This window comes from Micromonospora sp. NPDC049044 (assembly GCF_040649215.1).
In the GTDB taxonomy this organism is placed as follows: Bacteria; Actinomycetota; Actinomycetes; order Mycobacteriales; family Micromonosporaceae; genus Micromonospora.
In genome coordinates this window covers 74,596-97,921 of record NZ_JBEZFA010000008.1, presented here as the reverse complement: position 1 = coordinate 97,921, position 23,326 = coordinate 74,596, and the positions used below count along the sequence as shown (strand labels likewise).

19 protein-coding genes are annotated in these 23,326 nt (G+C 69.9%); 8 read left to right on the top strand and 11 right to left on the bottom strand.

What is annotated here, in order from left to right:
* The first annotated feature begins 75 nt into the window (after window positions 1–75).
* The 3 genes from AB0B85_RS08820 (at window position 76) to AB0B85_RS08810 (ending at window position 4,794) form a co-directional block, all read left to right on the top strand.
* Window positions 76–840 (top strand): alpha/beta hydrolase, encoded by a 765-nt coding sequence (locus AB0B85_RS08820; RefSeq protein WP_357405112.1) that lies wholly within the window; start codon window positions 76–78, stop codon window positions 838–840.
* 287 nt (window positions 841–1,127) lie between these two features.
* Complete coding sequence (locus AB0B85_RS08815) at window positions 1,128–2,480, top strand: hypothetical protein (RefSeq protein ID WP_357405110.1); 1,353 nt, start codon at window positions 1,128–1,130, stop codon at window positions 2,478–2,480.
* A gap of 169 nt (window positions 2,481–2,649) precedes the next feature.
* Window positions 2,650–4,794 (top strand): MMPL family transporter, encoded by a 2,145-nt coding sequence (locus AB0B85_RS08810; RefSeq protein WP_357405108.1) that lies wholly within the window; start codon window positions 2,650–2,652, stop codon window positions 4,792–4,794.
* A gap of 68 nt (window positions 4,795–4,862) precedes the next feature.
* Here the strand turns inward: AB0B85_RS08810 and AB0B85_RS08805 are convergent, their stop codons facing one another.
* The 5 genes from AB0B85_RS08805 to AB0B85_RS08785 form a co-directional block, all read right to left on the bottom strand.
* Window positions 4,863–7,949 carry a DUF3427 domain-containing protein gene (locus AB0B85_RS08805; protein WP_357405106.1) on the bottom strand — a complete coding sequence of 1,029 codons (3,087 nt, stop codon included), beginning with the start codon at window positions 7,947–7,949 and terminating at the stop codon, window positions 4,863–4,865.
* 41 nt (window positions 7,950–7,990) lie between these two features.
* A complete protein-coding gene (locus tag AB0B85_RS08800) occupies window positions 7,991–8,605 on the bottom strand; it encodes a hypothetical protein (RefSeq protein ID WP_357405104.1) in 615 nt (204 codons plus the stop codon).
* A gap of 10 nt (window positions 8,606–8,615) precedes the next feature.
* Window positions 8,616–9,521, bottom strand: a complete 906-nt coding sequence (locus AB0B85_RS08795; RefSeq protein WP_357405102.1) for an aminoglycoside phosphotransferase family protein — start codon at window positions 9,519–9,521, stop codon at window positions 8,616–8,618.
* Complete coding sequence (locus AB0B85_RS08790) at window positions 9,518–10,978, bottom strand: XRE family transcriptional regulator (RefSeq protein WP_357405100.1); 1,461 nt, start codon at window positions 10,976–10,978, stop codon at window positions 9,518–9,520. Before AB0B85_RS08790 ends, AB0B85_RS08795 begins: the two co-directional genes overlap by 4 nt.
* Before the next feature lie 121 nt (window positions 10,979–11,099).
* Window positions 11,100–11,618, bottom strand: coding sequence for a flavoprotein (locus tag AB0B85_RS08785; RefSeq protein WP_357405098.1), 519 nt, complete (start codon window positions 11,616–11,618; stop codon window positions 11,100–11,102).
* 219 nt (window positions 11,619–11,837) lie between these two features.
* Here AB0B85_RS08785 and AB0B85_RS08780 point away from each other — a divergent pair, with 219 nt between their 5' ends.
* Entirely contained in the window at window positions 11,838–12,941 is a 1,104-nt protein-coding gene (locus tag AB0B85_RS08780) for an FAD-binding oxidoreductase (RefSeq protein WP_357405096.1), read from the top strand.
* The gene (locus AB0B85_RS08775; RefSeq protein ID WP_357405094.1) at window positions 12,941–13,249 is read left to right on the top strand and encodes a hypothetical protein; all 309 of its coding nucleotides are present in this window, start codon (window positions 12,941–12,943) and stop codon (window positions 13,247–13,249) included. The genes AB0B85_RS08780 and AB0B85_RS08775 overlap by 1 nt, the downstream gene beginning before the upstream one ends.
* Window positions 13,250–13,408: 159 nt before the next feature.
* Here the strand turns inward: AB0B85_RS08775 and AB0B85_RS08770 are convergent, their stop codons facing one another.
* Entirely contained in the window at window positions 13,409–14,287 is an 879-nt protein-coding gene (locus tag AB0B85_RS08770; protein ID WP_357405092.1) for a fibronectin type III domain-containing protein, read from the bottom strand.
* A gap of 205 nt (window positions 14,288–14,492) precedes the next feature.
* On the opposite strand from AB0B85_RS08770, the gene AB0B85_RS08765 reads away from it, so the two are divergent.
* Complete coding sequence (locus tag AB0B85_RS08765; RefSeq protein ID WP_357405090.1) at window positions 14,493–15,398, top strand: hypothetical protein; 906 nt, start codon at window positions 14,493–14,495, stop codon at window positions 15,396–15,398.
* Window positions 15,399–15,555: 157 nt separating this feature from the next.
* Here the strand turns inward: AB0B85_RS08765 and AB0B85_RS08760 are convergent, their stop codons facing one another.
* Window positions 15,556–16,404: a hypothetical protein gene (locus tag AB0B85_RS08760; RefSeq protein ID WP_357405088.1), complete on the bottom strand. Its 849-nt coding sequence runs from the start codon at window positions 16,402–16,404 to the stop codon at window positions 15,556–15,558.
* Between the two features lie 126 nt (window positions 16,405–16,530).
* On the opposite strand from AB0B85_RS08760, the gene AB0B85_RS08755 reads away from it, so the two are divergent.
* Window positions 16,531–17,166: a hypothetical protein gene (locus AB0B85_RS08755; protein WP_357405086.1), complete on the top strand. Its 636-nt coding sequence runs from the start codon at window positions 16,531–16,533 to the stop codon at window positions 17,164–17,166.
* Window positions 17,167–17,171: 5 nt separating this feature from the next.
* Here the strand turns inward: AB0B85_RS08755 and AB0B85_RS08750 are convergent, their stop codons facing one another.
* Both AB0B85_RS08750 and AB0B85_RS08745 read right to left on the bottom strand, forming a co-directional pair.
* Window positions 17,172–17,540 (bottom strand): DUF4180 domain-containing protein, encoded by a 369-nt coding sequence (locus AB0B85_RS08750; protein WP_357405084.1) that lies wholly within the window; start codon window positions 17,538–17,540, stop codon window positions 17,172–17,174.
* Window positions 17,533–17,985, bottom strand: coding sequence for a helix-turn-helix domain-containing protein (locus AB0B85_RS08745; RefSeq protein WP_357405082.1), 453 nt, complete (start codon window positions 17,983–17,985; stop codon window positions 17,533–17,535). Before AB0B85_RS08745 ends, AB0B85_RS08750 begins: the two co-directional genes overlap by 8 nt.
* 168 nt (window positions 17,986–18,153) lie before the next feature.
* Here AB0B85_RS08745 and AB0B85_RS08740 point away from each other — a divergent pair, with 168 nt between their 5' ends.
* On the top strand, window positions 18,154–21,417 hold the full coding sequence (locus AB0B85_RS08740) for an AAA family ATPase (RefSeq protein ID WP_357405080.1): 3,264 nt from the start codon (window positions 18,154–18,156) through the stop codon (window positions 21,415–21,417).
* A gap of 42 nt (window positions 21,418–21,459) precedes the next feature.
* Here the strand turns inward: AB0B85_RS08740 and AB0B85_RS08735 are convergent, their stop codons facing one another.
* Both AB0B85_RS08735 and AB0B85_RS08730 read right to left on the bottom strand, forming a co-directional pair.
* Complete coding sequence (locus AB0B85_RS08735) at window positions 21,460–22,314, bottom strand: ABC transporter permease (RefSeq protein ID WP_357405078.1); 855 nt, start codon at window positions 22,312–22,314, stop codon at window positions 21,460–21,462.
* A complete protein-coding gene (locus tag AB0B85_RS08730) occupies window positions 22,311–23,324 on the bottom strand; it encodes an ATP-binding cassette domain-containing protein (RefSeq protein WP_357405076.1) in 1,014 nt (337 codons plus the stop codon). Before AB0B85_RS08730 ends, AB0B85_RS08735 begins: the two co-directional genes overlap by 4 nt.
* Between the last annotated feature and the right edge of the window lie 2 nt (window positions 23,325–23,326).

Here is a 23,326-nt window from a genome sequence, read left to right as displayed (position 1 = left end):
CCGGCGCCTATCGCGAACGGCGGCAGACGTCTTCGCGTACGGCGGCCGGCGGTCGTTGATCTAGGATTCCAGGTCATGCGGGAGTTCTTCACGGTCGGCGGTCGGAGGCTTTCGTATCTGGACTTCGGTGGCTCGGGTGCTCCCCTGCTGGCTTTGCACGGGCACTACAACGAAGCGTCGGCTTTCGCGCCGCTGGCGGAGGCGTTGGCACCGCGATGGCGGGTGATCACGCTCGATCAGCGTGGGCATGGAGAGTCCGATCGTGCCGAGAGCTACGAGCGGGAGGACTACGTCGCCGACGTCGCCGCGCTCCACCGACATCTGAAGATCGGTCCCGCCGTGGTGCTGGGTCACTCACTCGGCGGAGTGAACGCCTACCAGTACGCCAGCCGGCACGCGGACCGGGTCACCGCCCTGGTCGTCGAGGACATCGGAGCAGTCGTGGACTGCGACTGGTCGTTCACCACCACCCTTCCTCGCCGGGCGTCATCCCGCGAGGCGCTGGCCTCGGTCCTGGGTACGGCGGCTCCCTACCTGGAATGTTCCGTCCGCCAGTCGACGGACGGCTGGGGCTTCTCCTTCGACATCGATGACACGGTGGCGTCCCAGAAAGCGCTCAACGGTGACCACTGGGCGGACTGGATGGCGGTGACCTGCCCCACCCTGTTGATCCGCGGCACGCGTAGCGATGAACTGACGGCCGCCCACGCCCGCGAGATGGTCGCCCGTCGCCCCGGCCAGGCCCGACTTGCCGAGCTGCCAGCAGGTCACGTGGTGCACCACGATGCCGAGGCGCAGTTCGCCGCCGAGGTCGGTGCCTTCCTGTCCGAGCTTGCTTGAGCCGGGGGTGGTCAGCGTCGAGGTGTCGTCGGCTCGGGCGGGAGCGGCGACGTGCAGGCTCGCCAGCGCGGCGGGACCGACGGCGGCGGTGACGCGGAGGGCGCGCACGTTCACGTCGTAGCCACTATGGACGGAACCAATGCCTATTCCTACGTCGCGGCCGATAAGCGGCTGCAACTTCCCTGCGATGAAGCCGGCCGGGCGCTGAGGGACAGCGCCAGCAGGGAGCCCGGTACTAAGCTCTCGCCTGGCCGTCAGCATGCGACTGGCCGACACGGGGAGGTGTCATGCGGCGTCGCCAACTGCTGGCGTCCGGGGTGTTCGCGGCGATCGGGCTCAGCGCTGGGGAGCTGTTGAGAGCTACCCCGGCCGCCGCCGAGCCGGCCGTGCTGAAGAGCGTCGGCGTCCAGCTGCCGGTGGACGACCTGCGGGCGATCGAGCTCGACGAGGCGCGCGGCCGCCTATACCTCGCACAGGGGGTTGGTGGCGCACTGCCGCTGGTGGTGACCGACCTCGACGGCCGCCTGCTGTCCCGGGTCACCGACGTCGCTGACATTTCCGACCTCGTCCTCAGTGCCGACGGACGAATCCTGTACGCGGCCCAGGGCTTCAACCGGATCATCGCGTTGGATGCCGCCACGCTCACCATCGTCGCCAGCTATCCCGCACCCGTCGGCGCCCACCTGTACACGGTCGAACCGACCGGCGAGAAGGTCGTCGGCGGGTTCATCGACGCCGGTATCGGCTCCGGCGGTCTGCTGGTCTGGTCCGCGCCCGAAACCCCGCCGGTGGTCTACACCGCGGGTCCCAACTACCACCCGATCATCGACGCCAGCCCCGGCGCGCCCGGTCTTCTCGTCGCCGGGGACACCGGGTACTCGCCCGTCACCACGTACGTCATCGATGTCTCCGGTGACAGCCCGACGATCGTCGCCCAGCGGGATTACACCGGTAGCAACCTCATCGACTACGCCGTGAGCCCGGACGGCACCGAAGTGGTGGAGACGGTGGGCAGCCCGTACGAGCACCACTCGTACCGGCTGCCGGATCTCGCCGACGCCAACGTCTATCCGAGCGGCGTCTATCCGCAGGACGCCGCCTGGTCCGGGGACGGCTCGACCGTCGCCATCGGCCGCGCCTTGACCGCCTCCGGTACCGCCGATGTCTACCTCTACGCCAAGGGCAGCACGGTCCCGACGTACGCCGTCGACTTCCGCAGCGACGACAGCCTCTGGGCGGGCACGCTGCTGGTGAACCGGGACGGCAGCCGGGCCTGGGCGGTCACCTCGTCCGATCCCTACCAGGAGACTCAGCTGCTGCACTCCTTCGGGCCGGCGCACCCGCCGACGCCGCCGGTCACCGACCTGGCCGTCACCGCCCAGCTCGGCAGCGGCAGCAAGCAGACCGCGCAGCTCACCGTGACCTGGAGCTCGCCCATCGGTGCCGACAACTACTGGTGGATCACCGCGTCGACCAACGGCGGGGCCGAGCGGGAGTTCTGGCGCGGCAAGCTGGACGCCAGCGGCAGATACACCCTCACCTACTCGCTGCCGCGCGGCACCACCATCTTCACGGTCCGGTTCCGCGACTTCTACGAGTTCTACCCGGACGGCTACGCGACCGCGACGCTGCAACGATGAGCGCGCCCGGAAACTCCCGCAGCCCCTGACGGCCAAGCATCCGAAAAGGAGTGGCGGGCGACTGTAGTCTGCACAGCGGGTAGCGGAGACCACCCACAAGAGTGATGGGGTGCGCGCCCTGGGCGTTCCAGGCCCAGACGACTGTGGTGTCGAACGCACGGGGGGAACCATGTTCGAGCGGCTGGGCAGATTCGTTGTGGGCAGAGCGTGGTGGGTGATCGCCGGGTGGGTGCTGGCGGCGGCGGCCATCATCGCGACCACACCATCGCTGAGTGACATCACCTCAGCGGATCAGGAAAGCTTCCTGCCCCGCTCGTACGAGTCCGTGCAGGCGACCGAGCTGGGGCAGAAGGCGTTTCCGCAGCAGGCCACCGCGACAGCGGTCATCGTGGTCAAGCGCGCCGACGGTCAGAAACTCACGCCGGCGGATGAGGCGAGGGTGGGCCAGCTCGCCCAGGCGCTGAAGGCCAAGAACATCCCGCACACGTCTGGCTACCTGACCGGTCCGCAAGCTGTGGCGCCGGACAAGTCGGTGCAGATCGTCAACGTCGGGCTGGACGCCCCCACCCCCGACGACCCGACGCTGCTCGACGCCGTCCGCGATCTGCGGGCGGACATCGGCCCGGAGCTTGCGAACAGTGGACTGACCGCGGGCGTGGCCGGTGACGTGGCGAGCTTCGTCGACAACGAGGACACCTTCAACAACGCCTTCGCCGTGGTCGGCATCGCGACGATCATCCTGATCATCGGACTGATCCTGATCATCTTCCGCAGTCCCATCGCCGCGCTGCTGCCCGTTGTGGTCGTCGGTGTCGTCCTGAGCATCACGACGGGTCTCGTCGCCGCCGCGGGCAAGGCATTCGACCTCAGTGTCAGCCAGGACCTGCAAACGATCCTGCTGATCGTGCTGTTCGGCATCGGCACCGACTACATCCTGTTTCTGCTCTTTCGCTACCGGGAACGGCTGCGCGCCGGCGACGACAAGCGCACCGCGATGATCGTCACCGTCCAGCGGGTCGGCGAGGTCATCACCTCGGCCGCCGGAGCGGTAATCGTCGCGTTCCTCGTGCTGCTCCTCGCCTCCCTGGGCTTCTTCGGCTCGCTCGGCCCGGCGCTCGCGATCGCCGTCGGCGTCATGCTTGTCACCTCGCTCACCCTCGTCCCGGCGGTCGTCTCGCTGCTCGGCCGGTACGTCTTCTGGCCGTCGAAGGCGTGGCAGCGTACGCCCAAGGCCACCATCTCGCACCGGCTCGGCACCACCGTCGGGCGTCGGCCGGCACTCGTCGCGGCGATCTCCGGAATCATCCTGGTCGCGCTCGCCGCAGGCGTGCTGAGCTACAAGGCCGACTACGACTTCAGCGCCGGCTTCCCGCAGGACACCGAGTCGGCGAAGGCCGCGCAGGACCTCCAGCGCGGGTTCGCCGCCGGTGCGCTCGCCCCCACCGAGGTCTACCTGACCACAAGTAACGGGTCACAACTGACCGAGCAGCAGGTCAACGAGTTTGCCGCGGCCATAGCGAAAGCCCCGGGTGTGGGCCAGGCGCAACCCCCGGAGCGCAGCACCGACCCGAGTGTGGCCCGGGTCAATCTGCTGCTCAACGAGAACCCGGTCTCCAACAAGGCGATCAACCTTGTCCGCGAGGACCTGCGCGATGCCGTACACGCGTCGGCCCCGCCCGGCACCCGGGCGCTGGTCGGCGGGACCACCGCGATCTTCGCGGACATCAACTCGGCGAACAACCGCGACCTATCGGTGATCCTGCCGGTCGCAGCCGGCCTGATCGCGCTCATCCTCGCGCTGCTGCTGCGCAGCCTTGTCGCGCCGATCTACCTGGTGATCGCGGTGCTGCTCAACTTCGCCGCCACACTTGGCGCCACCGTCTACCTCTTCCAAGGGGTGCAGGGCGAGCCCGGTGTCACCTTCCAGTTGCCGATCATCCTGTACCTCTTCGTTGTGGCGATCGGGACCGACTACAACATCCTGATGATCGCCCGACTACGCGAGGAAGCGCGGGAAGGCAACGAACCACACGAGGCCGCCGCCATCGGTGTGCAACACGCCGGCCCAACCGTCGCGGCAGCCGGACTGATCCTGGCCGGCACGTTCGCGGTGCTGCTGCTCGCTCCGATCTCCTTCCTCCAGCAGATGGGCTTCGCGGTGGCGATCGGCATTGTGCTGTCGGCGTTCGTCATGGCGATGTTCTTCGTCCCGGCGCTGACCGCGCTGATCGGGCACAAGGCGTGGTGGCCGGGCCACGGCGACGAGCGGCCGGCCGGCGGGCGACACGCCCGCGCCGTCGACCAGCCGAGCTAGCGGAACCGCACCGGCAGGAGACGAACCGAATACCGCTCGACCACCCCCGACCCACCGCCGGAGCAGCACTAGGCGGCGATCGTGCGGGCGGTGGCGTAGACGTCGGCGGGTAGGGCGTGGTCGAGTCGCCAGAGAATCCGCATCGGCCGGTCGCCGGTGTGCGACTCGTACGTCATGGTGCCGGCATAGAGATACGGCGGCGCGCCCAGGTCCCGGTCGGCGATCCGGGTCTCCCGGACGAACAGGTGCACTGCCGAACCGCCCGACGTGTAGCGCTGCCCGGTCGCCGACGCCGCAGAGGTGGTGCTCTGCGACTCCCACTGGAACAGCGTGTCGGTGATGGCCCGGTCGGCGTACATGGTGGTGGGGGAGTAGTGCGCTTCGGACTTCACCAGGGTGACGAAGAACAGGTCGGCCTGGGCGTCGGGCAGCCACTTCACGCCCTCACGCAGCGACCCCGGGTTCGCCATCCCGAAGGCGGCGCACGCCTCGTTGCGGCTGTACCGGGCGTGCACCCGCAACGGCACCGCCCCGGCAGCGAGCGTGGGCGTGACCCGGTGGATGCGGTCCCGCAGCACCTCGGCGACCTGCCGCAACTCGCCGCAGCGCGCCGGTTCCTTCCACAGCCGTGCCAGCCGCTCGTCCCGCGTGGCGAGGGGTGCGTTCGGCCCCCAGAGGCTGAAGTGCAGCATGTCCAACAGTCGGGTGTCTCCCGCGTACACCTGCTGACCTGGCGCGGGCGGTCCGGCCGCGACCCGGGTCAGCAACTCCAGCCGGTCGACGTCGTCGGTGTGCAGCATGCGACCGATGGCCCGGCCCAGGTCCCGGTCCTCCGGGCCGGGCGCGGACGTCTCGATGCCGGCGAGCCGGCGCAGGCCGGTCCAGCCGCCAATGCTCGCCGAGCGGTACACGTCCTCGATCTCCAGGCCGGTCTCACGCAGGAACGTCGCCAGGCTGACGTCACCGAGTTGCCGCAGCTCGGCCACCAGACCGGCTTTCGAGGTGGGTAGCGCGCTCTTCAGGTTGGCGAGCACTACCTCCTTCGCCACCCGGTCCAGCTCGACGTGGCAGCCGCTGGGCAGGCTCGGGAAGTCGTCGCGGACCGCCTCGGTGATCGCCCGCCGGCTCACCCCGGTCAGGGCACGCCACCGCAGGTCGAAGCGGAAGTTGGCGTGCTGCCCGCCGATGAAGTCGAGCACCGTGAGGCAGGGCTTGTCGTCGTCGAGGCGCAAGCCACGACCGAGCTGTTGCAGGAAGATGGTCGCGCTCTCGGTGGGGCGCAGCATCAGGATCGTGTCGACCATCGGCAGGTCGACGCCCTCGTTGAACAGGTCCACTGTGAAGAGCACCCGCAGCTTGCCGGCCTTGAAGTCCCGCAACAGCGTCTTCTGCGTCAGACGGTCGACCCCCGAGGTGACTGCCGCCGCCGGCACGTCGTGCTGGTTGAACCAGGCGGCCATGAACTCCGCGTGCTTGATGCTTACGCAGAATCCGAGCGCTCGCATCCGCCCGACATCCACCTTCTCGCGCACCGCACGCAGCACTGTCCTGGCCCGTGCATGGTCGGCGGTGTAGAGGGTGGTGAGTTCGGTCAGGTCGTAGCCCTGGCCGCGTTTCCAGGTGACGTGCGACAGGTCCACGTCATCGTGCAGCCCGAAGTACTGGAACGGCGCCAACAACTGCCGCTCCAACGCGTCCCACAGATGCAGCTCAACGGCCGCCCGGCCGTCGAACCACCGGCGCACGTCGCCGCCGTCGGTCCGGTCGGGGGTCGCGGTCAGTCCCAGGAGTACGCGCGGACGCAGCCGCTCCAACAGCCGGGTGTACGTCGGCGCCTCCGCGTGGTGGAACTCATCGACGATCACCATGTCGTACGCCTCGGGGTCCACCTCCCGCCGGTGCAGCGACTGGATGGAGGCGAAGACGTGCTTCCAGCCGCCCGGCCGCTCACCCGCGACAAGCGTTTCGCCGAAGCTGCCGTCGCCCATCACCTGCCGGAACGTGGAAAGGCTCTGCCGCAGGATCTGCTCCTGGTGAGCGACGAACAGCAGCGAATCCACCCGGTTGTTGCGGTGCAGCCGGCGGTAGTCCAGCGCCGCGACGACGGTCTTGCCGGTGCCGGTCGCCATCACCACCAGGTTGCGCCAACGCCCGTGGACCAGTCGCTCGGCGTCCAGGTCGGCCAGGATCTCCGCCTGGTACGGGTACGGGCGCACGTCCAGGTTCGAGATCTCGGTAGGCGTCTGGTCGCGCCGCTCGCCGCTCAACGCCTGCCGCAGTCGCTCAGCATCTCGGGTCGCGTCGTACGCCTCGAACGCCTGGTCGTTCCAGTAGTCCTCGAACGTCGCAGTGAACGTGTCGATGACGTGCGGTTGCTCCATGTTCGAGATGCGCACGTTCCACTCGACGCCGTCGACAAGCGCGGTCTTCGACAGATTCGACGAGCCGACGTACGCGGTGGTGGTGCCGTTGGCCCGGCGGAACAGCCACGCCTTGGCGTGCAGGTGGGTGGTCCTCGTCTCGTACGACACCTTGATCTCGGCGCCCAGCTCTTTCAGGCGGTCGAGCGCCCGCTGATCCGTTGCGCCCAGGTAGGTCGTGGTGATGACGCGGACCTTGCCACCCCTGGCGATCAGCTCGCGGAGGGCCGGCTCGACGACGCGCAGCCCGTACCACTTGATGAACGCGCAGAGCAGGTCGACGCTCTCGGCCGACGCCATCTCGTGGTTGACCTCGTGGCCGATGCGGGGCTGGTGGCGGCCGTTGACAAGCAGGGCGCCGGTGGCGAGCGGAGTGGTGGGGCGCTGCGGGAAGGCTGGCAGCGCCGGTGGGGTTGGCGGGGCCGCGATGGCGTGGAGCAGGTGCTTGGCGTCGGTCACCTGGTCCTGCTCTGTTGCCGCCTTCGGGCTCAGGGTGGCGATGGCGTCGGCGATCTGGTTCGCCAGGTCGACCTGGTGGTGGAGCTTGTCGTCGCCGTTGGGGACGGCTTGGAGGGCGCGGGCGGCCAGGGCGGCGATGTGCCGGGCGAGGGTGTGGTGGGCATCGGCGGGGTCGAGCTTGTGGTGCTGGATCAGGCCGGGATCGACGTGTTGGAGCTGGTTGGCCAGCTCGCGAGTGATGAGGTGCTCGTAAACACCTCGCTCAAGATCCGTCATCCGGGCACCCTAACCACGGCGCACCTTCCACGAGTGACGACTCACCCAACGCGCAGTGCGGGCAGAAGGCCGACTGATTGCAACCGGTCGTACGCTAGCTCGATATGTGCGGGCGTGAAGAGGCGCGCCTTTCGGCCACTCCAGGAACGAACCCGCTCGGTTAGCTCGTCTAGATCGTCGGTTGGCGGATGCGATGTGGCCGCGTAATGCACAGTGGCCAAGAGTTCCAGGCTGTACGGTGCCTCGAAACCGTCGGTCAGCACGGCTAGCTGCGCCAAAGCCTCGGTCGCAGCTCCGCCGTGAGCTCGGGACCAAGCCGCAACGGCGTCGGCGGCGCCAGCAGTCAGCCTGATGGGTTGTAACTCTTCGACCCGTGCTGAACGGTCGCCGAAGCCAGTCAGGTAGTGACCTTCGAGTCGGTCGAGAACATGGTTGAGGCTCTCGGCGTACGGGCCATATCTGCCCCGAGCGAACTGCAACCGCAACGGCTGCCCGAGCACCTGAAGAAAATAAGCGATCTTCTGAATCTCCAGGACGGTGACGCCATCGCGTGGCTCAAGTCTGCGTGCTCGGCTCAGGTAGTGGTCGATGGCATGGATGAGAGTAACGCGCCCCGGGGTCAGCGGCGGTGCCTCAGAACGGCTCGATTGAATCACCGGCGGCTCCTTACCGGGAGGGAAGATCGGCGAAGGGGGTCCAGCGGGCCGTCGGATCATTGTGTCGTACCGAACGGAGGCGGTTGGTGAACTCGCCCGCGACACTCGGCCCCGTAGTGAGAAGTGGTACGGCAGCTGCGATCATCTTCAGCTCCCGCGCATCTCGCAGTAGTGGCCAGGACGGGTCGGCGGTGACGTCGAAGCCATATGCGGTGGCCAACGCGCCGTGTGTCCCTGATCCTCCGAACCTCGCCTCGCCGACCGCTACCGCTGCTAGGTCGACCTGCCACGGGCCGATGCAGGTGGCGTCGAAGTCGCATAGGACCGCGCGGCCCGACGACTCCCGGAGGAGATTGCCGGCGTGGGCATCCCCGTGGATCAGTGTCAGCGTCCCTCCGTCGACGAGGGTCGCGACTTCCGGCTCCAGGCGGTCACACCAGTCAACCAGGAAGTCCCGGTCAGGCTTGCTGAGTCTGTCCGCGTCGGCCAGCCGTCGTCGTGCGTCGCCCACTGGATCCCAGACGGGCAGAGGAAAGGGGGGCCGGCCGAGATCATGGAATTCCCGTAACACCTTGCCGAGGTCTTCGACGTTCGGGGCGGGTGGATGCGGTGGGACGAACTGCCAAACCGAAGCGACCAGGCCCCCGACCTCGATCGGCTGCTCGACGTCGTCCGCTAGGCGAATCGTCGGCGCGTCGATCTCAGCGAACCAGCGCGCGAGCTGCACCACCTTCGTGACCCTGTTCCGCAGCTGGTGGGTCCGGGCGATTCGAACGACGAGCCCGGCGTCGGGCAGTGCGAACACGGCGTTGTTGGTCAACCGCAGCAACTGGGCATCGTGGGTCGAGACGTTCAGGGTTGCGGCGACGGACCGCACCGCCGCGGTCATCGTCTCCTCGGAGAACCGCCCGTTCATGCGGCCGCCGCAGATCGAGCGGTAATGGCCCGCTCGAATGCGGCTACCTCGGGAATCTCCCGGTGCCGAGTGAGATCGCGACGCAGACTGACCACCCGATCGAGCACCCGCCTGGAGCTCATTGCCTGTTCCTGCTTCAGCACCCGCACGCCCACCGCAAGAGCCTGCTCGGGCTCATCGGCCAGGAACAGCGCGCTGCACAACCCGACCTCGTTGAGTACGGTGCTGCGAACGTTCGCCGCGCCAAACGCAGCGATGGACTCCCTGCCCCAGCGCACCGCCTCGGACGCGTGCCTACGGTCCCGCCGTGCCATGTCCCGGTAAACGCGCCCGTACTGGGCGAACAACTCGCCGCGGTCGTAGAAGCCCATCCACGCCGGCTCGCGCTCCTTGTCGATGCGCTCGAACTGGTCGCGCGCCTCGCCCAGGGTTCGCACGGCAGCCTCGTGGTCACCGAGTGCCGCGATCGAGGCAGCCTGGGCACCCAACAGCAGGGCGCTTACCGCTGGCGTTGCGTGCGACCCGAGCTGCGCATGTGCGATTTGCAGAGTCGCGAGGGCATCCCGGTTGTGTCGGAGGTGTTGAAGTTGCTTGACCTGCGCGTACCGAATCATGGCGACGAGTGCGGCGTTGTCAGCAGTCAACGCGGCGCGCTCCCCGGCGACGAAGTGTCGCTGCGCGTCGTCATGCCTTCCCGCGTCGAGCGCAGTCCAGCCGGCGAGCTGCCGGGCTGTCGCCACCGCTGCGATGAGCGGCGGCGCGAGCGCAGCAGGATACGACCAATCAAGCATCCGATATACCGACTCAGCGAACCGGGCCACCTCCCGATAGAGCAGGCCACCACCACATTCACGGTCCACGGACCGGTACAGCTCCAAGACTGCGTTCAGTCGAGCGACATCCGCCGTGCCGATACGCCGAGGCTGGACGAGCTCGCAACCGCTGAGCAGGCCAGCGCCCGCAGCGACAGCGGCGATGCCGGCCAACAACGCCCGTCTACCTTCGTCCGGCCCAGCGCTCTGCGGCTCCATTGAGGCGGAGGTACTTTCGGCCTTTGCAACCGACCTTTGAGGCCGCCCAGGGAGCGCGAACCATAGGCAAGAGGCTGGTATCCCGAGCAGCTTCGCCCAGTGCGCCAGGCGATCCAGATGTACGAGCGGTGGGCCGTTTTCCACCCGGCTCAACTGGGCCTGCGTGATCCCCAACCACCCCGCCACCACGGTCTGCGGTAACGCGACCCGACCGTGGTACGGGTGGCAGCGGTACGCGCGGATCACCCGCCCCAGATGCCGCTCGGCCAGCGCCAGCCGCACCGGCTCGTGCTCCCAGAAGCTCGCTGGCACCACCGGCGGCGCGCTCAACCGGTCCCGCTCGGCGGCCTGGCATGGCGCACACCGTCCGCTGTCGTTGTCCCGGGCCAGCCGTCCGCCGCACCGGGGGCAGTTCGTGTGGGTCACGGGCGGCTCCGTCCGTCCAGATCAATCGAACCTCTCCATTGAACACGCTGCGTGGAGCGCTGATATACGCACAACGCATATGGTCAGAGGGCCGCCGGAGAAGCGAACGGACTACAACTGCTCAGGATGGGCGCGCCGCCCGCAGCGCCTCGATGACCGCATTCCAACGCTCCGGGCCGTGCGTCGGGTCCAGCGGCTTCCCGTCCGCGACGGCGACGCCGGCAGCGCGCAGCACCGCCAGGTGACCCGCGTACGCGGGATGCGCGGCCAGTTCCGCCTTGACGTGCGGGAAAGCGATGATCGGCAACCCCGCCCCGAGCGATTCGTTGAGGACGCCGAGCGCCAGCGTGTCGTTGATGCCCAACGCCCACTTCGTCACCGTGTTGAACGTGACCGGCGCCGCCAGCACCACGTCGGCCGGCGGGTGCGGCTCGGGGTCGCCGGGCATCCGCCACTCCACGCGTACCAGATAGCCGGTCTTGTCTTGCAACGCCTGACGGTCGAGCCACGGCGCGGCGGTCGGGCTGACGATCATGCAGACCTGCCACCCGTCGGCGATCAGGAGGTCGACCAGCTCGTCGATGTGTTCCGCCGGTCCTGCGGCGCAGACGACCAGATGCAGCACCGGGAGTTCCATCATGTCCGCAGTCTGCCCGATCCGACAGTCCCGACGTCGCCCGCATACCGATCGCGCATGCCGCCGATGATCACCGTGACATGCCGTCGTACCTGGTCAGCCGCGACAGTCGAGACATGGCCCGGGGCGGGTGCCTTGTCCCGGGGCTGCGCCGGCCCTCAACGGCACAGCTCCTCCCGCCCGCCCCGGTGCCAGCCCATGAGTCAACGTCCTGGAGCGAGCATGCCCACCGTGATCGACGACCAGCCAGCCCGCGTGAGCCTGACCGCCGTCTGGGAGTCGGTCGATGCGCGGGCCGCCGGCGACTTCTGGTGCACAGTCGAAGACCGCCGACCCGGCCTGCTTCCACACCGTGACGCGCCGCTGTTCTTCACCGCGCTGGGCCGCCTCCTGGTCGGCGGTGACGATTCGGCGAGCCGGGCGGCGCTGCTCCTGGTGCTCGGCCGCGCGTACCGTCATTTCGACCTGCTCCCGCACACCACCACCATCGGCGACGCGCTGCTTGCGACCGTGGCCCGTCACGCCCACCCACTGTGGACACCGCAGCTCGCCATCGCCGCCGAGCTCGCCCTGCGCCAGGCCACGCACGTGATCCGCCGCGCCACCGCGCAGGCCAGCGACGGCCCGGCGTGGTGGCACGTCCAGGTGATCGACCACCACCGGCCGTCGCCCGACATCGCCATCCTGACGGTACGTCCCTGGCGGCGACTGCCCTTCCAGCCAGGTCAGGCGGTCCCGGTCTGCACCCCTCGCCTGCCGGGGCACTGGCGCTGGCTCTCGCCGGCCAACGCCCCACGCGCGGACGGCACCGTCGAGCTGCACGTCCGCGCGGTTCCCGCCGGCGCCGTCTCCCACCGCCTGGTTCATGAGGTACGCCCCGGCGAGCTGCTCTGGCTCGGCCCACCCGTCGACACCGGCCTGAGCCTCGATGAGACGACCACCAACGATCTGCTGCTCGTCGCCGGTGGCACCGGCCTGGCGCCGCTACGCGCCCTGGTCGAACAGGTCGCCGCCGCGCCCGACGGCCGGCGGGTGACGCTGATCGTCGGTGCGCGCACCTTCACCGACCTGTACGACGCGATCGCCCTCGACAAGCTCCAGTGCGCCCACAACTGGCTGACCGTCGTGCCGGCCCTCTCCGACGACCCCTTCGCGGAGCCGGCCGAGCAGGGCGACGCCCTGACCATCGCGCTCGACCATCACCAGCCGGGCCAGGACATCTACCTCTGCGGCCCACCCGCGATGCTCACTGATGCGCGGCCACGGCTGCGCGCCCTCGGTGTCCCCGCCGCACGCATCCACCTGCCCGTTGGCTTCAGCCGCTGATGGCTGTCTACCGCAGTCGACACACTCTGACCGGGCCGCTCACCCCCGACCGGGTCGCCGCGCTGGACCTGCCCCGCACCCGGCTCGGCCGCCGTGGCTACCAACCCGATGTCGTCAACGCGCTGCTCCACCGCCTCGCCCACGAACTGCACGAACAAGGCCGCCGACTCGACCTCGCGGAAGCCGAGAACCACCGCATCAAGAACGCCCTCCGCACCTGGCAGAACCAGCAGACTAGGAACCGGCATGATCCCGATCGCGAACGCCCCACGCTCGTCGCAGCCGAGCCGGACATCCTGGATACGTGACTTGCTGGGTGCGGTTGGCTGGCAGCGGCTGAGCAACCAGGGGTCGAACGGCAGATTCCCCGAAGTGGTTGATGCCTGTGAGGCATCTTGATGCCTCACAGGCATCACGCTCGTCAGGACAAGGCCCGCCGACACCGCCCACGCGGTCGTCCTGCCGAGTCAGGAGGAGGTGTCGCCGAACTCGCGTACCCCGTCGACGTCCAGCGTGATCCGGTCGTTCTCGATCCACTGGCCGGTGGGGGCGAGCCAACTCGGGTCGTCGCGTTCGTCAATGTCGCTCCAACTGTGCCGGTGGTGCCGTAGCTGGATCGGCCCGGTCGACTGGCCCGGCGCGAGTGTGCCGTCGGTGAAGGTCAGCTCGACCCAGCCGGGGGCCGGCGTTCCCGGGGCCGGGTACGGCGGCGCTGACGTCGCCGGCGCGGGGGGTGCACCCGGCGGGACGAAGAACTGCACGGTCTGCCGGATCCGGTCACAGCCCAGTGCGGCCCAGTCGCAGTTGGGCACCAGCGAGGTGTTGCCGCCCTCGAAACGCAGGTGGTAGCGCACCCGCAAGGTGCTCAGGTCCAGCGGCCCGGTGCCGGTGTTGGCGACCTTCACGAGGTGCTGGATCTGGTTGTTCGTGGGTGACCAGTCGAGGTTGAGGTAGCTGACCGTCGCGCGGCCGCTGGCGGTGCGCACTGTGGTGGTGGGCGAGGTGTCGGAGTAGCCGCCGAGCGCGCGGGCGGCGACCCCGATCCGGTACGTCGTGCCGGGCGCCAGGTCGGTCAGGGTGATGGTGGTCTCGGTGGTGGAGCCGAGGAAGCGGTAGGTGTTCGGCCCCAGCGGCACCTGCACCTCGTAGTTGATCGGCTGCTCCGCGCCGGGCTCGACCCAGGCGGAGGGCGCCCAGCTGAGGGTGAGCTGATGCGGTGCGTTGGCCACGACGGTGGGGGTGCCGGGGGTGCTGATCGCCGGGCCGTCGGCCCGGGCGGCGTTGACGGCGAGCAGGCTCGCCAGCGCGGCGAGGGCGATGGTGGCGGTGACGCGGCGAGCAGGCATGGCCGAATGGTAGGCACGGGCATCGACGTTCATGCATCGTCCGCCGGTCCAGTGTGCGCCGCCGGCAAGCCCAGTCCGTTACGCGACGTAGTCGGCTTGGAGATAATGCCTGGTCGCGTGGCTACCTAGCGTGAATCCGTCAATGAACGGCCCTGACGTCGGCGTCGTACCTGCCGCCCCGTCCGGCCACAGACGGGAGAAACACATGCGTGCTCAGAACGAAGCCCGGCGGTTTGGCGCTCGTGCGTCGGTGCTCCTGCTCGGTCTTGTCGCGACCGGGGCGGTACTCGCCCCGGCGAGCCAGGCGTCCGCCGCGGTCCCCGGCCTGGTGCGGGTCGCCGCGACGAGCGTCAGCAACTCGGCCGACTTCCACAGCGTCACGGCGACCTGCCCGGTCGGCAAGGTGCTCACCGGCACCGGTTACGAGCTGAACGGCGTCACCGGCGAAGGGGTCGTCGACGACCTGCGCCCCAACGGCGGCCCGGTCACCGCCCCTACGGCAGTCACTGTCGGGGCCTACGAGACCGAGGCGTTCGCCGGGAACTGGTCCGTCACGGCGTACGCGATCTGCGCCAACCCGGTGCCCGGCCTGGTGCGGGTTTCCAGTGTCGGGGTCAGCAACTCGGTCGACTACCACAGTGTCACGGCGACCTGCCCGGCCGGAAAGGTGCTGACCGGCACCGGTTACGAGCTGAACGGCGTCACCGGCGAAGGGGTCGTCGACGACTTCCGCCCCAACGGTGGCGTCGCCACCGCACCGACAGCGGTCAGCGTCGGCGCGTACGAGTCGGATGCCACGGCCCTGAACTGGTCAGCGACCGCGTACGCGATCTGCGCCAATCCGCTCGCCGGTCTGGTGCGCGCCGCCGCCACGGGGGCCAGCAACTCCCTCGACTTCCGCAGCATCACGGCGACCTGCCCGGCCGGGAAGGTGCTGACCGGTGCCGGCTACGAGCTCAACGGGGTGACCGGTGAGGGCGTCGTTGACGACTTCCGCCCCAACGGCGGCCCCGCGACCGCCCCGACATCCGTCGCCTCCGGCGCATACGAGGAGGACGCCTTCGCCGGCAACTGGTCCGACACGGCGTACGCCATCTGCGCCACCCCGTAACGCCGATGAAGTGTGACCGCCCCGCAATTCGTGCGCGGGGCGGTCACGCCGCGCCCCTACCCGCGCCCAGCTCGCCCCGGCAGGACAGGGCCGCCCGGCAACGCCCCGGACCGGCCGGCCGGGGCGGGTCAGGTGGAGGATGCGTGCTCGGCCGGCCTCACGGATTCCAGTAGACGAGGACGCTGGCCTGGTCGAAGCGTCGCTCCTTCAGGTCAGCACGCTGGATCACCCAGTGGATGCTCGCGCCGCCTTGTCTGCCACCGTGGAACTCGGCAAGCACAACCCAGTCACCATGGTCGGGTGTCCCACCACCGCGCCCCGGCCCTTCGTAACCGGACCGGCCCGAGGGGTGGGCGCCCAACCACGCGGGGTTGAAACCGTTGCAGTCAGTGCCGTAGCCGCCCAACAGCAGCGGCGAGCCACCACGGGAGAACATGCCGTCCGGTACGCCGCGGAGGATTTTCTGCCACACCTTGGTCATCTCTTCGAACGGGGGGTCTCCCGGCAGCGGCGGAGACCACGGGGGCCCCGGGATCGTCTTGACGTAGGGCAGAGATATGTCGACAGTGAGGCGCAGGTCGCCCGGCGGGATTTCCGCGTAGACCTCGGCGAACTCCTCGTCGTCCGGAGGGAAGCCAGGCGGATACTGCTCCCGCTCCTCGACTGCCACGCCTGCCGGCACGTACCTGACCTCGCCGTAGCCGCTTTCTTCGGGCCAGCCGAACAGCAGCAGTTGGCCATCGGACGGTAGTGGAAGGTCGGTCACGTCTGTCGGAAGAGCAGCGCAGTCGATGGTGGCGATCAAGGGGTACTCGGGGTCCTCGGCGTCTGCCGGAAGCATCACGGGCCCACGGATGGCGCCGACGACCGGCCCGTCGCCTCCCTGTCTCAGGAGGGCAGACGGGCGGGCGAGCCCCACCCAGCGCTCCACGTCGGCAGCGGGGATGTCGCGGCGAAGCGCCTCGGCGCGGACCTGATCGAGGATCTTCACGTTTCGGGGAAGCACAGGAGCACCGTAGAGCAACAGTGTGACGTTACCGCGATCTGCCGTCGACGGGCGGTATGTGGAAGCGCCCGACCATAGCGTCCGAACCACGGTGTTCCGCGAGTGCGCGATCTGGGGGAGGCGGCCATGCAGGCGACCGATGGTGTGGTGTCACCGGGGGAGCGGGCTCCGGTCAGGGTCAACATGGACAGATGGCGGGCGGGGCTGCCGCCGGAGGCGTGGCCCGACACCCTGCCAGCGAGCGGGGAGCTCTGGCGACGCGACGTCTTCGTGGTGGCCGACGCGTACCGGGCGGGGTCCGCGAGTCCACGGCAACTACTGACCGCCGTGCTGGTCTGGGCTTACGGACCGATCGGGTACGGCCCGTGGCGCGCCGCCAGGTCGCTCGGCGCCGACCCGGGCGGCAAACGCCTGGCGTACGCGTTGGAAGAGGTGTCCGCCCCAGCCCCGGACGAGGAGGCGTTGCGTACCGCGTACCGCCGCTTCGGCGATCCCGACCAGGCTCGCCTGCCCTGGTTGGGGCCGGGCCTGTTCACGAAGGTCCTCTACTTCGTCGGCTACCGGCGCGGGGTGGGCGGGGTGCAGCCCCTGATCCTCGACCGTGTCGTGGCCAGCCAACTCCCGGCCGAGGCGGGCGTCGGTCGCCGCAACGGGTGGTCGTCGGAGGAGTGGCTGGCCTATCTCCGCTGGGCCGCCGAGCAGGCTCGGGCCAGGGGTGTGGAGCCGGACGCGGTGGAGATGGCGGTCGTGCCCGACCGGTGAGCTGGTTATCTGCCGGCGCGTAGGCGAGTGTCCAGCGCTTCGAGGTCGGGGACGAACCAGATCTGCCCGCCCTGGTTCGACTCGTGCACCAGCGCGCGTAGCGCGGAGCTGCCCGCGAGCTGCGCCGAGATGTCGCCGACGACGGCCAGCCGCACCCGGTAGTTGACGAACTTCTGCATCACGTCCCCGGCGAAGCGGGTGCCCAGTGAGAAGAAGCGTTCGTCGAGCCGGTTGGCCGGCACGGCCACCACCTGGGCGCCGAGGAACGCCGCGCCGATCAGGTCCAGCGCGTCCTGCTCGGTGGCCACCAGCGGCCCCGCCGGGTCGCAGACCAGCACCGGCACTCCGGCGCGCTCCTGGATCTCGTCAGACATCGCGAACCTCCCGGTCAAGCAGGCCATTGTCGGCGTTCAGGACGGCGTCGAGCAGGTGCAGCAGCTCGGCGGTGGCGGCGGGATCACCGAGGATGATGATCTTCATGCGGTGGCGTTCCTCGTCGTGCACCGTCTGCACCCGCAGCGGGTGGGCTTGGTCGTGGCCGGTGTTGGCGCTGGTGAGCACGAGCGTGCCGAGCCGGTCGGCGGCGGCCCGGTCGACGCCGTCGATCTGCACGATGCTCGACACCTCCGCCGACCCGCTGGCACGGGTGGCGGCCGGGGCCTGCCCGGTGAGCGCGTCGAGATCACGGGCGGCGATCCGGTACTGCTTGCCGATCCGCACCGCCCGGAGCCGGCCCGAGCGGATGTAGCCGCGCACTGTGCGTACGTGCAGGTTGAGCCGGTCGGCCACCTGCTCAACCGAGTACATTTCTTCCGTCATCGTTCCCTATGATAGCCGGATAGGGAATCTTAGGTAACGATGGGACTGATTCGTTGGCGGCATCAGCTCCAAAGGTCCCGAACGTCACAGGGACGGCGAGGCCCGCGCGGGCGTACGGCTGATTAACCCGCTCGCGCTGTCGGACGGTTGCAGTACCGTCTGGAAACCATGGACGCGCGGCGCGGCGACGCCATCATCGGGCGGGATCACCCTGCGGGCCTGTTGCGCGCCGAGCTGGACCGCGCCACCACCAGCCACGGCGGTCTCGTCCTGGTCACCGGCGAGCCGGGCATCGGCAAGACGACACTGGTCACGTCGGCGGCCCGGGAGGCCCGGCAACGCGGCGCGCTGGTGCTGGGCGCCGCCTGCTGGGATTCCGACAGTGCCCCCGGCTACTGGCCGTGGGTGCAGGTGCTGCGCGGCCTGCGGCGCTCCGCCGACGACTGGGCGGCGGCACGGCCGGACGCCGAGCCGGCCCTGGCGGCCCTGCTCGGCGAGGCCGACACCAGCAGCGAACAGGCCGTTCGCGCCGCCAGTTGGGCAGGCGTCGGCACCGGTGCGGACAACGTCGGCACCGGTGGGTACAGCGCCAACCAGGAAGAGTTCGCGCTGTACGACGCGGTGACCGCCGCGCTTGTCGCCGTCTCCCAGCAGCGGCCGGTCGTGGTCGTCCTCGACGACCTGCACTGGGCAGACCCGGCCTCGCTGCGGTTGCTGAGCTTCGCTGCCCAGCACACCTGGTTCGAACGGTTGCTGCTGGTCGGCACCTACCGCGACGCGGAGGTCGAGTCGGGCGAGCACCCGCTGCGCCCCCTGCTGATGCCGCTTGTCGCGAAGGCCACCACGATCACCCTCACCGGCCTCGCCCGCGACGAGGTGGCCGCGCTGATGGCACGCACCGCCGGGCGGGAGCCCGACGCCGACCTCGTTGACGAGGTGCACCGGCGCACCGGTGGCAACCCGTTCTTCATCGAGCAGACCGCCAGGCTGTGGCACGCCGACGACGCGGCCGACACGATCGCACCCGGCGTACGGGAAGCGGTGCGCCGCCGCCTGGCCCAGTTGCCGCCGGCCGTGGTCGAGGCGCTCACCGTCGCGGCCGTGCTGGGCCGTGAGTTCCACCGCCAGGTCCTGGCGGCGTGCGGCGCCGCCCCGGTGGCGCAGGTCGACCGGCTGCTCGACCGTGCGGTGACCGCCAGGCTGGTGGTCGCCCGGGGCGGCGGCAGGTTCGCCTTCGCCCACGACCTGGTCCGGGAGACCATCTACGACGGGCTGTCCCACGACGAGCGGCAGGCGCGGCACGGCGCGGTCGTCCGGGCGGTCGACGACGACCTGGGGGAGCTCACCGATCAGCTGATCCCGGCCGACCTCGCCCGCCACGCCTACCTCGCCGGCCCCGCGCTCGACCGCGCGCGGGTGGCCACGCTGCTGGTCGCCGCCGGGCGGGACGCGTTCGCCCGGCTGGCCGCCGACGAGGCGTCGGTGCACTTCCGTCGGGCGCTGGAGGTCGTCGAGGACCGGGAGCAACGCGTGCGGATCCTCATCGAGTTCGGCCAGGCGCAATATCACCACGCCGACCGGGAGGAGTCCGCCGCACTGCTCGCCGAGGCCGGGGTGCTGGCTCGCACACTCGACGACCCGGTGCTGCTGGCCCGCGTCGCACTCATCATGAACCGCGCCCGTCAGGTGGAGGCCGTTCAGCCGATCGACGCCGCGGAATTGGTGCGCGACGCGTACCGGAAGTTGATCGGCGAACCGGACGCCGCCGCGTCCGTCGGCACGCTGGTCGCCGACCTGATCACCGCCACCGAGACGATCGCCCGGCGAGGGCAGGACGACGAGGCGCTGACGTTCAGTCTCTGGGCCCGCCACGACACCACCTGGGGGTTGGGCACCGCGACAGCCCGCGCCGCGCTGACCGCCGAGATCCGGGAAGTGGCCCGCCGCACGGGAGACCGGGAGACCGAACTGTGGGCCACCTCGCTGCGCTGGGTGGCGCTACTGGAGTTGGGCGACCCGCACTTCAACGAGGAGTTCACCACCTTCGTCAGCCCGGACCGGCACGGCGACGCCGCCCGGCACCGCATCGCGGCGACAATCGACAGCGGGATCATCGCGGCTTTCCGGGGTGACTTCGCCGAGGCCGACGAGCGGTTCGCCGTCCTCAGTGACTTCTCCGACCCGAGCCATGCAGAGTTCGGGTTCATGGGCCATCACCTGCGCTGGTCCCGGCTGCTGCTCCAGGGTCGGTTCGCCGAGGCCGACACTTTGCTGGACGCGCTGGCCCCGATCGACTACCCCCACCAGGAGTTGCTGCGGGCGATCACCGCCGCGGAGCGGGGCGACGGCGAGACGGCGGTCCGGCTGACCGCCGGCATCGAGGCCGCCGCCATCCGCTACCCGCGCCCGGTGTCACCGATCTGGCTACGGTTACGCGCGCAGGCCGCCGCCGCGTCCGCCGACCCGCAGCGCTGCGACGCCGCGCGGGCCGCACTCGCCCCGCACCGGGGAGAGTGGATGGTGGCGCTTTTCGGCTGCGACGTCAGCGGCCCGGTCGACCACTGGCTGGCAGTGATCGACGCCGCCCAGCACCGCTGGGACGACGCCATCGCCGGCTTCACGGCAGCCCACGAGTCCGCCGACCGGCTGGGCTCCCGTACCTGGTCGCTCATCGCCCGTGCCGGCCTCGTGCACGCCCTCGCCGGCCGGGACGAGCCGGGCGACGTCGCGACAATGGCCGCGCTGCGCGCCACCACCGCCCGGGAGGCGACCGCTCTCGGTATGACGCAGGTGCTGCACCGGCTTGCAGTCCCGACGGACCCCGACGCCGACCACCCGGATCAGGCCGTAGCGGGTCGGGCCGCAGCGGTCGGGCCGGCCAGCGGGGGGTACGAGTTTCGGCGCGACGGGCCGGTCTGGCAACTCGCGCACGCCGGTGTGGTCGTGCACCTGCCCGACGCCAAGGGGCTGCACGATCTGCACCTGCTGCTCAGCCGCCCGGGCACCGACGTGCCAGCTGTCGAGCTGCTCGACCCGGCCGCCGGGCCGGAGTTGGTCGCCGCCCGCCGGATGGGCGCCGACCCGGTCCTCGACGACGAGGCGAAGGCCCGCTACCGGCGGCACCTTGCCCGCCTCGACGAAGAGATCGACCGGGCCGCCGCCCGCGACGACGACCAGAAGGTGGCCAAGCTGGACGCAGAGCGGGGTGCGTTGCTCGACGAGTTGCGTGCCGCGGCGGGCCTCGCCGGCCGGAGCCGCCCCCTGGGCGACGAGGCCGAACGGGCCCGCAAGACGGTGACCGCGCGAATCCGCGACACGCTCCGCAAGCTCGACGACCGGCACCCGGCACTGGCACGTCACCTGCGTGACTCCGTCTCCACCGGGAACACCTGCCGCTACTGGCCCGCGGAGCCGGTGCCCTGGCGGCTGTGACAACGACCCCCGCCACCCGGCCGTGGCAGGGGGGCCGTGGGGTCAGCGGCGGTTGTACCTGTACATGGTCAGGGTGCCGAAGACGAGCACGAAACCGGCGCTCCACAGCAGCAGCCACATCGTGGCCGACGGGTCCGAGTCGCCGCTCATCGAACCGCGGATCGCGGCCACCAGCTGCGTAACCGGGTTGACCTTCACGAAGGCCTGGAGCCAACCGGGCATGGTGCTCGGCTCGACGAAGACGTTGCTGAGGAACGTCAACGGGAACAGCACCATCATGCTGACCCCCATCACCGACTTCTCACTGCGCAGGATCAACCCGAAAAAGGTCCACACCCAGGAGAAGGCGAACGAGAAGACCACGAGCAGTCCGATCCCGGCGGCCACGCCGACGACCCCGCCGGCGGGGCGGAATCCGAGCACGAGCCCCAGGCCCAGGATCACCAGCGCGGCGAGGATGTAGCGCAGCACGTCGCCGAAGATCATGCCGACCAGGGCGGCCGGACGCCAGACGGGCAGCGTCCGGAACCGGTCGAAGATGCCCTTCTCGATGTCGGTGTTGAGGCCGACGCCGGTGTACATGGTGATCATCACGACGCTTGTCACCATGATGCCGGGCAGGAAGAACTGGAGGTAGTCGCGCGGACTGCCGGCAAGGGCACCACCGAACAGGTACGTGAACATCAGCACCATGATGATCGGGAACGCGGTCACGTCGAAGAGTTGCTCCGGCACGTGCTTGATCTTCAGCATGGCCCGCCAGCCGAAGGTCAGCGACGCACCCAGCGCGCTCGGTCGAGGCGGTCGGGCACCGGGCGCGAGCACCGTCGCCAGCGCCTCGGCGGACGGGACGAAGACGGCTGGCGCCCGTTCGGTGGTGGTAGTGGTGTCGCTCATCGGGCTGCCTCCAGCTCGTCGTCGCGTTCGTCGGTCGGCACGGCCGGGTGGTCGGTCAGGGCCAGGAAGACCTCGTCCAGGCTCGGCTGGCCGAGGGAGAAGTCGTCCACCACGATGCCGGCGCGGACCAACTCGCCGAGGGCGCGCGAGGCCTGGGCGCTGGCATCGAGGTCGGTGCCGGCCTCGCCGACCCGGGCGGTCAACGCCACCGGATCGGCGGCGAGCTGCACCGGCACGCCGAGCGCCGCGCGGAGCAGACGTTCCGCCTCGGGTCGCTGACCGGGGTCGCGCAGTCGCAGGTGGACGGTGCCGGATCCGACCGACGACTTCAGCTCACCCGGGGTGCCCTCGGCGATCACCCGGCCGTGGTCGACGACCGCGATCCGCCCGGCGAGCTGGTCGGCCTCGTCGAGGTACTGCGTCGTCAGCAGCACCGTCGTGCCGTGCGACACCACCGCCCGGACGATCTCCCACACCTGGTTGCGGCTGCGCGGGTCGAGGCCGGTCGTCGGCTCGTCGAGGAAGAGCAGGTCGGGGGTGTTGAGGATGCTGGCGGCGATGTCGATGCGCCGCCGCATCCCACCCGAGTACTTCTTCACCTGCCGGTCGCTCGCCTCGGTCAGCCCGAACGCGGCGAGCAGGGCCGCCGCGCGCTCCCGGGCGGCCGGCTTACGCAGGCCGAGCAGGCGGCCCAGGAGCACCAGGTTCTCCGTACCGGTCAGGTCCTCGTCGACGGAGGCGTACTGGCCGGTGAGGCTGACCCGGGAGCGGACCTTGTCGGCGTCGGTGACCACGTCGTGGCCGAAGACCCGGGCGGAACCGCCGTCGGGACGCAGCAACGTCGCCAGCACCCGGACCGCTGTGGTCTTGCCTGCCCCGTTCGGGCCGAGCAGCCCGTAGACAGTGCCGGCCGGCACCTGTAGGTCGATCCCGGCCAACGCCCGGGTGTCGCCGAACGAGCGGGTCAACCCGTCGGCCTCGATGGCCAGTCCGGTGGTGCGTCTACTCATGA

What these genes read in the sequence shown, in the direction of transcription:
- AB0B85_RS08755 (WP_357405086.1), top strand. Translation starts at nt 16,531, where the DNA reads ATGCAGGCGACCGATGGTGTGGTGTCACCGGGGGAGCGGGCTCCGGTC.
- AB0B85_RS08795 (WP_357405102.1), bottom strand. Translation starts at nt 9,521, where the DNA reads ATGAACGGGCGGTTCTCCGAGGAGACGATGACCGCGGCGGTGCGGTCC.
- AB0B85_RS08730 (WP_357405076.1), bottom strand. Translation starts at nt 23,324, where the DNA reads ATGAGTAGACGCACCACCGGACTGGCCATCGAGGCCGACGGGTTGACC.
- AB0B85_RS08815 (WP_357405110.1), top strand. Translation starts at nt 1,128, where the DNA reads ATGCGGCGTCGCCAACTGCTGGCGTCCGGGGTGTTCGCGGCGATCGGG.
- AB0B85_RS08810 (WP_357405108.1), top strand. Translation starts at nt 2,650, where the DNA reads ATGTTCGAGCGGCTGGGCAGATTCGTTGTGGGCAGAGCGTGGTGGGTG.
- AB0B85_RS08805 (WP_357405106.1), bottom strand. Translation starts at nt 7,949, where the DNA reads ATGACGGATCTTGAGCGAGGTGTTTACGAGCACCTCATCACTCGCGAG.
- AB0B85_RS08750 (WP_357405084.1), bottom strand. Translation starts at nt 17,540, where the DNA reads ATGTCTGACGAGATCCAGGAGCGCGCCGGAGTGCCGGTGCTGGTCTGC.
- AB0B85_RS08735 (WP_357405078.1), bottom strand. Translation starts at nt 22,314, where the DNA reads ATGAGCGACACCACTACCACCACCGAACGGGCGCCAGCCGTCTTCGTC.
- AB0B85_RS08745 (WP_357405082.1), bottom strand. Translation starts at nt 17,985, where the DNA reads ATGACGGAAGAAATGTACTCGGTTGAGCAGGTGGCCGACCGGCTCAAC.
- AB0B85_RS08770 (WP_357405092.1), bottom strand. Translation starts at nt 14,287, where the DNA reads ATGCCTGCTCGCCGCGTCACCGCCACCATCGCCCTCGCCGCGCTGGCG.
- AB0B85_RS08740 (WP_357405080.1), top strand. Translation starts at nt 18,154, where the DNA reads ATGGACGCGCGGCGCGGCGACGCCATCATCGGGCGGGATCACCCTGCG.
- AB0B85_RS08775 (WP_357405094.1), top strand. Translation starts at nt 12,941, where the DNA reads ATGGCTGTCTACCGCAGTCGACACACTCTGACCGGGCCGCTCACCCCC.
- AB0B85_RS08765 (WP_357405090.1), top strand. Translation starts at nt 14,493, where the DNA reads ATGCGTGCTCAGAACGAAGCCCGGCGGTTTGGCGCTCGTGCGTCGGTG.
- AB0B85_RS08820 (WP_357405112.1), top strand. Translation starts at nt 76, where the DNA reads ATGCGGGAGTTCTTCACGGTCGGCGGTCGGAGGCTTTCGTATCTGGAC.
- AB0B85_RS08780 (WP_357405096.1), top strand. Translation starts at nt 11,838, where the DNA reads ATGCCCACCGTGATCGACGACCAGCCAGCCCGCGTGAGCCTGACCGCC.
- AB0B85_RS08785 (WP_357405098.1), bottom strand. Translation starts at nt 11,618, where the DNA reads ATGATGGAACTCCCGGTGCTGCATCTGGTCGTCTGCGCCGCAGGACCG.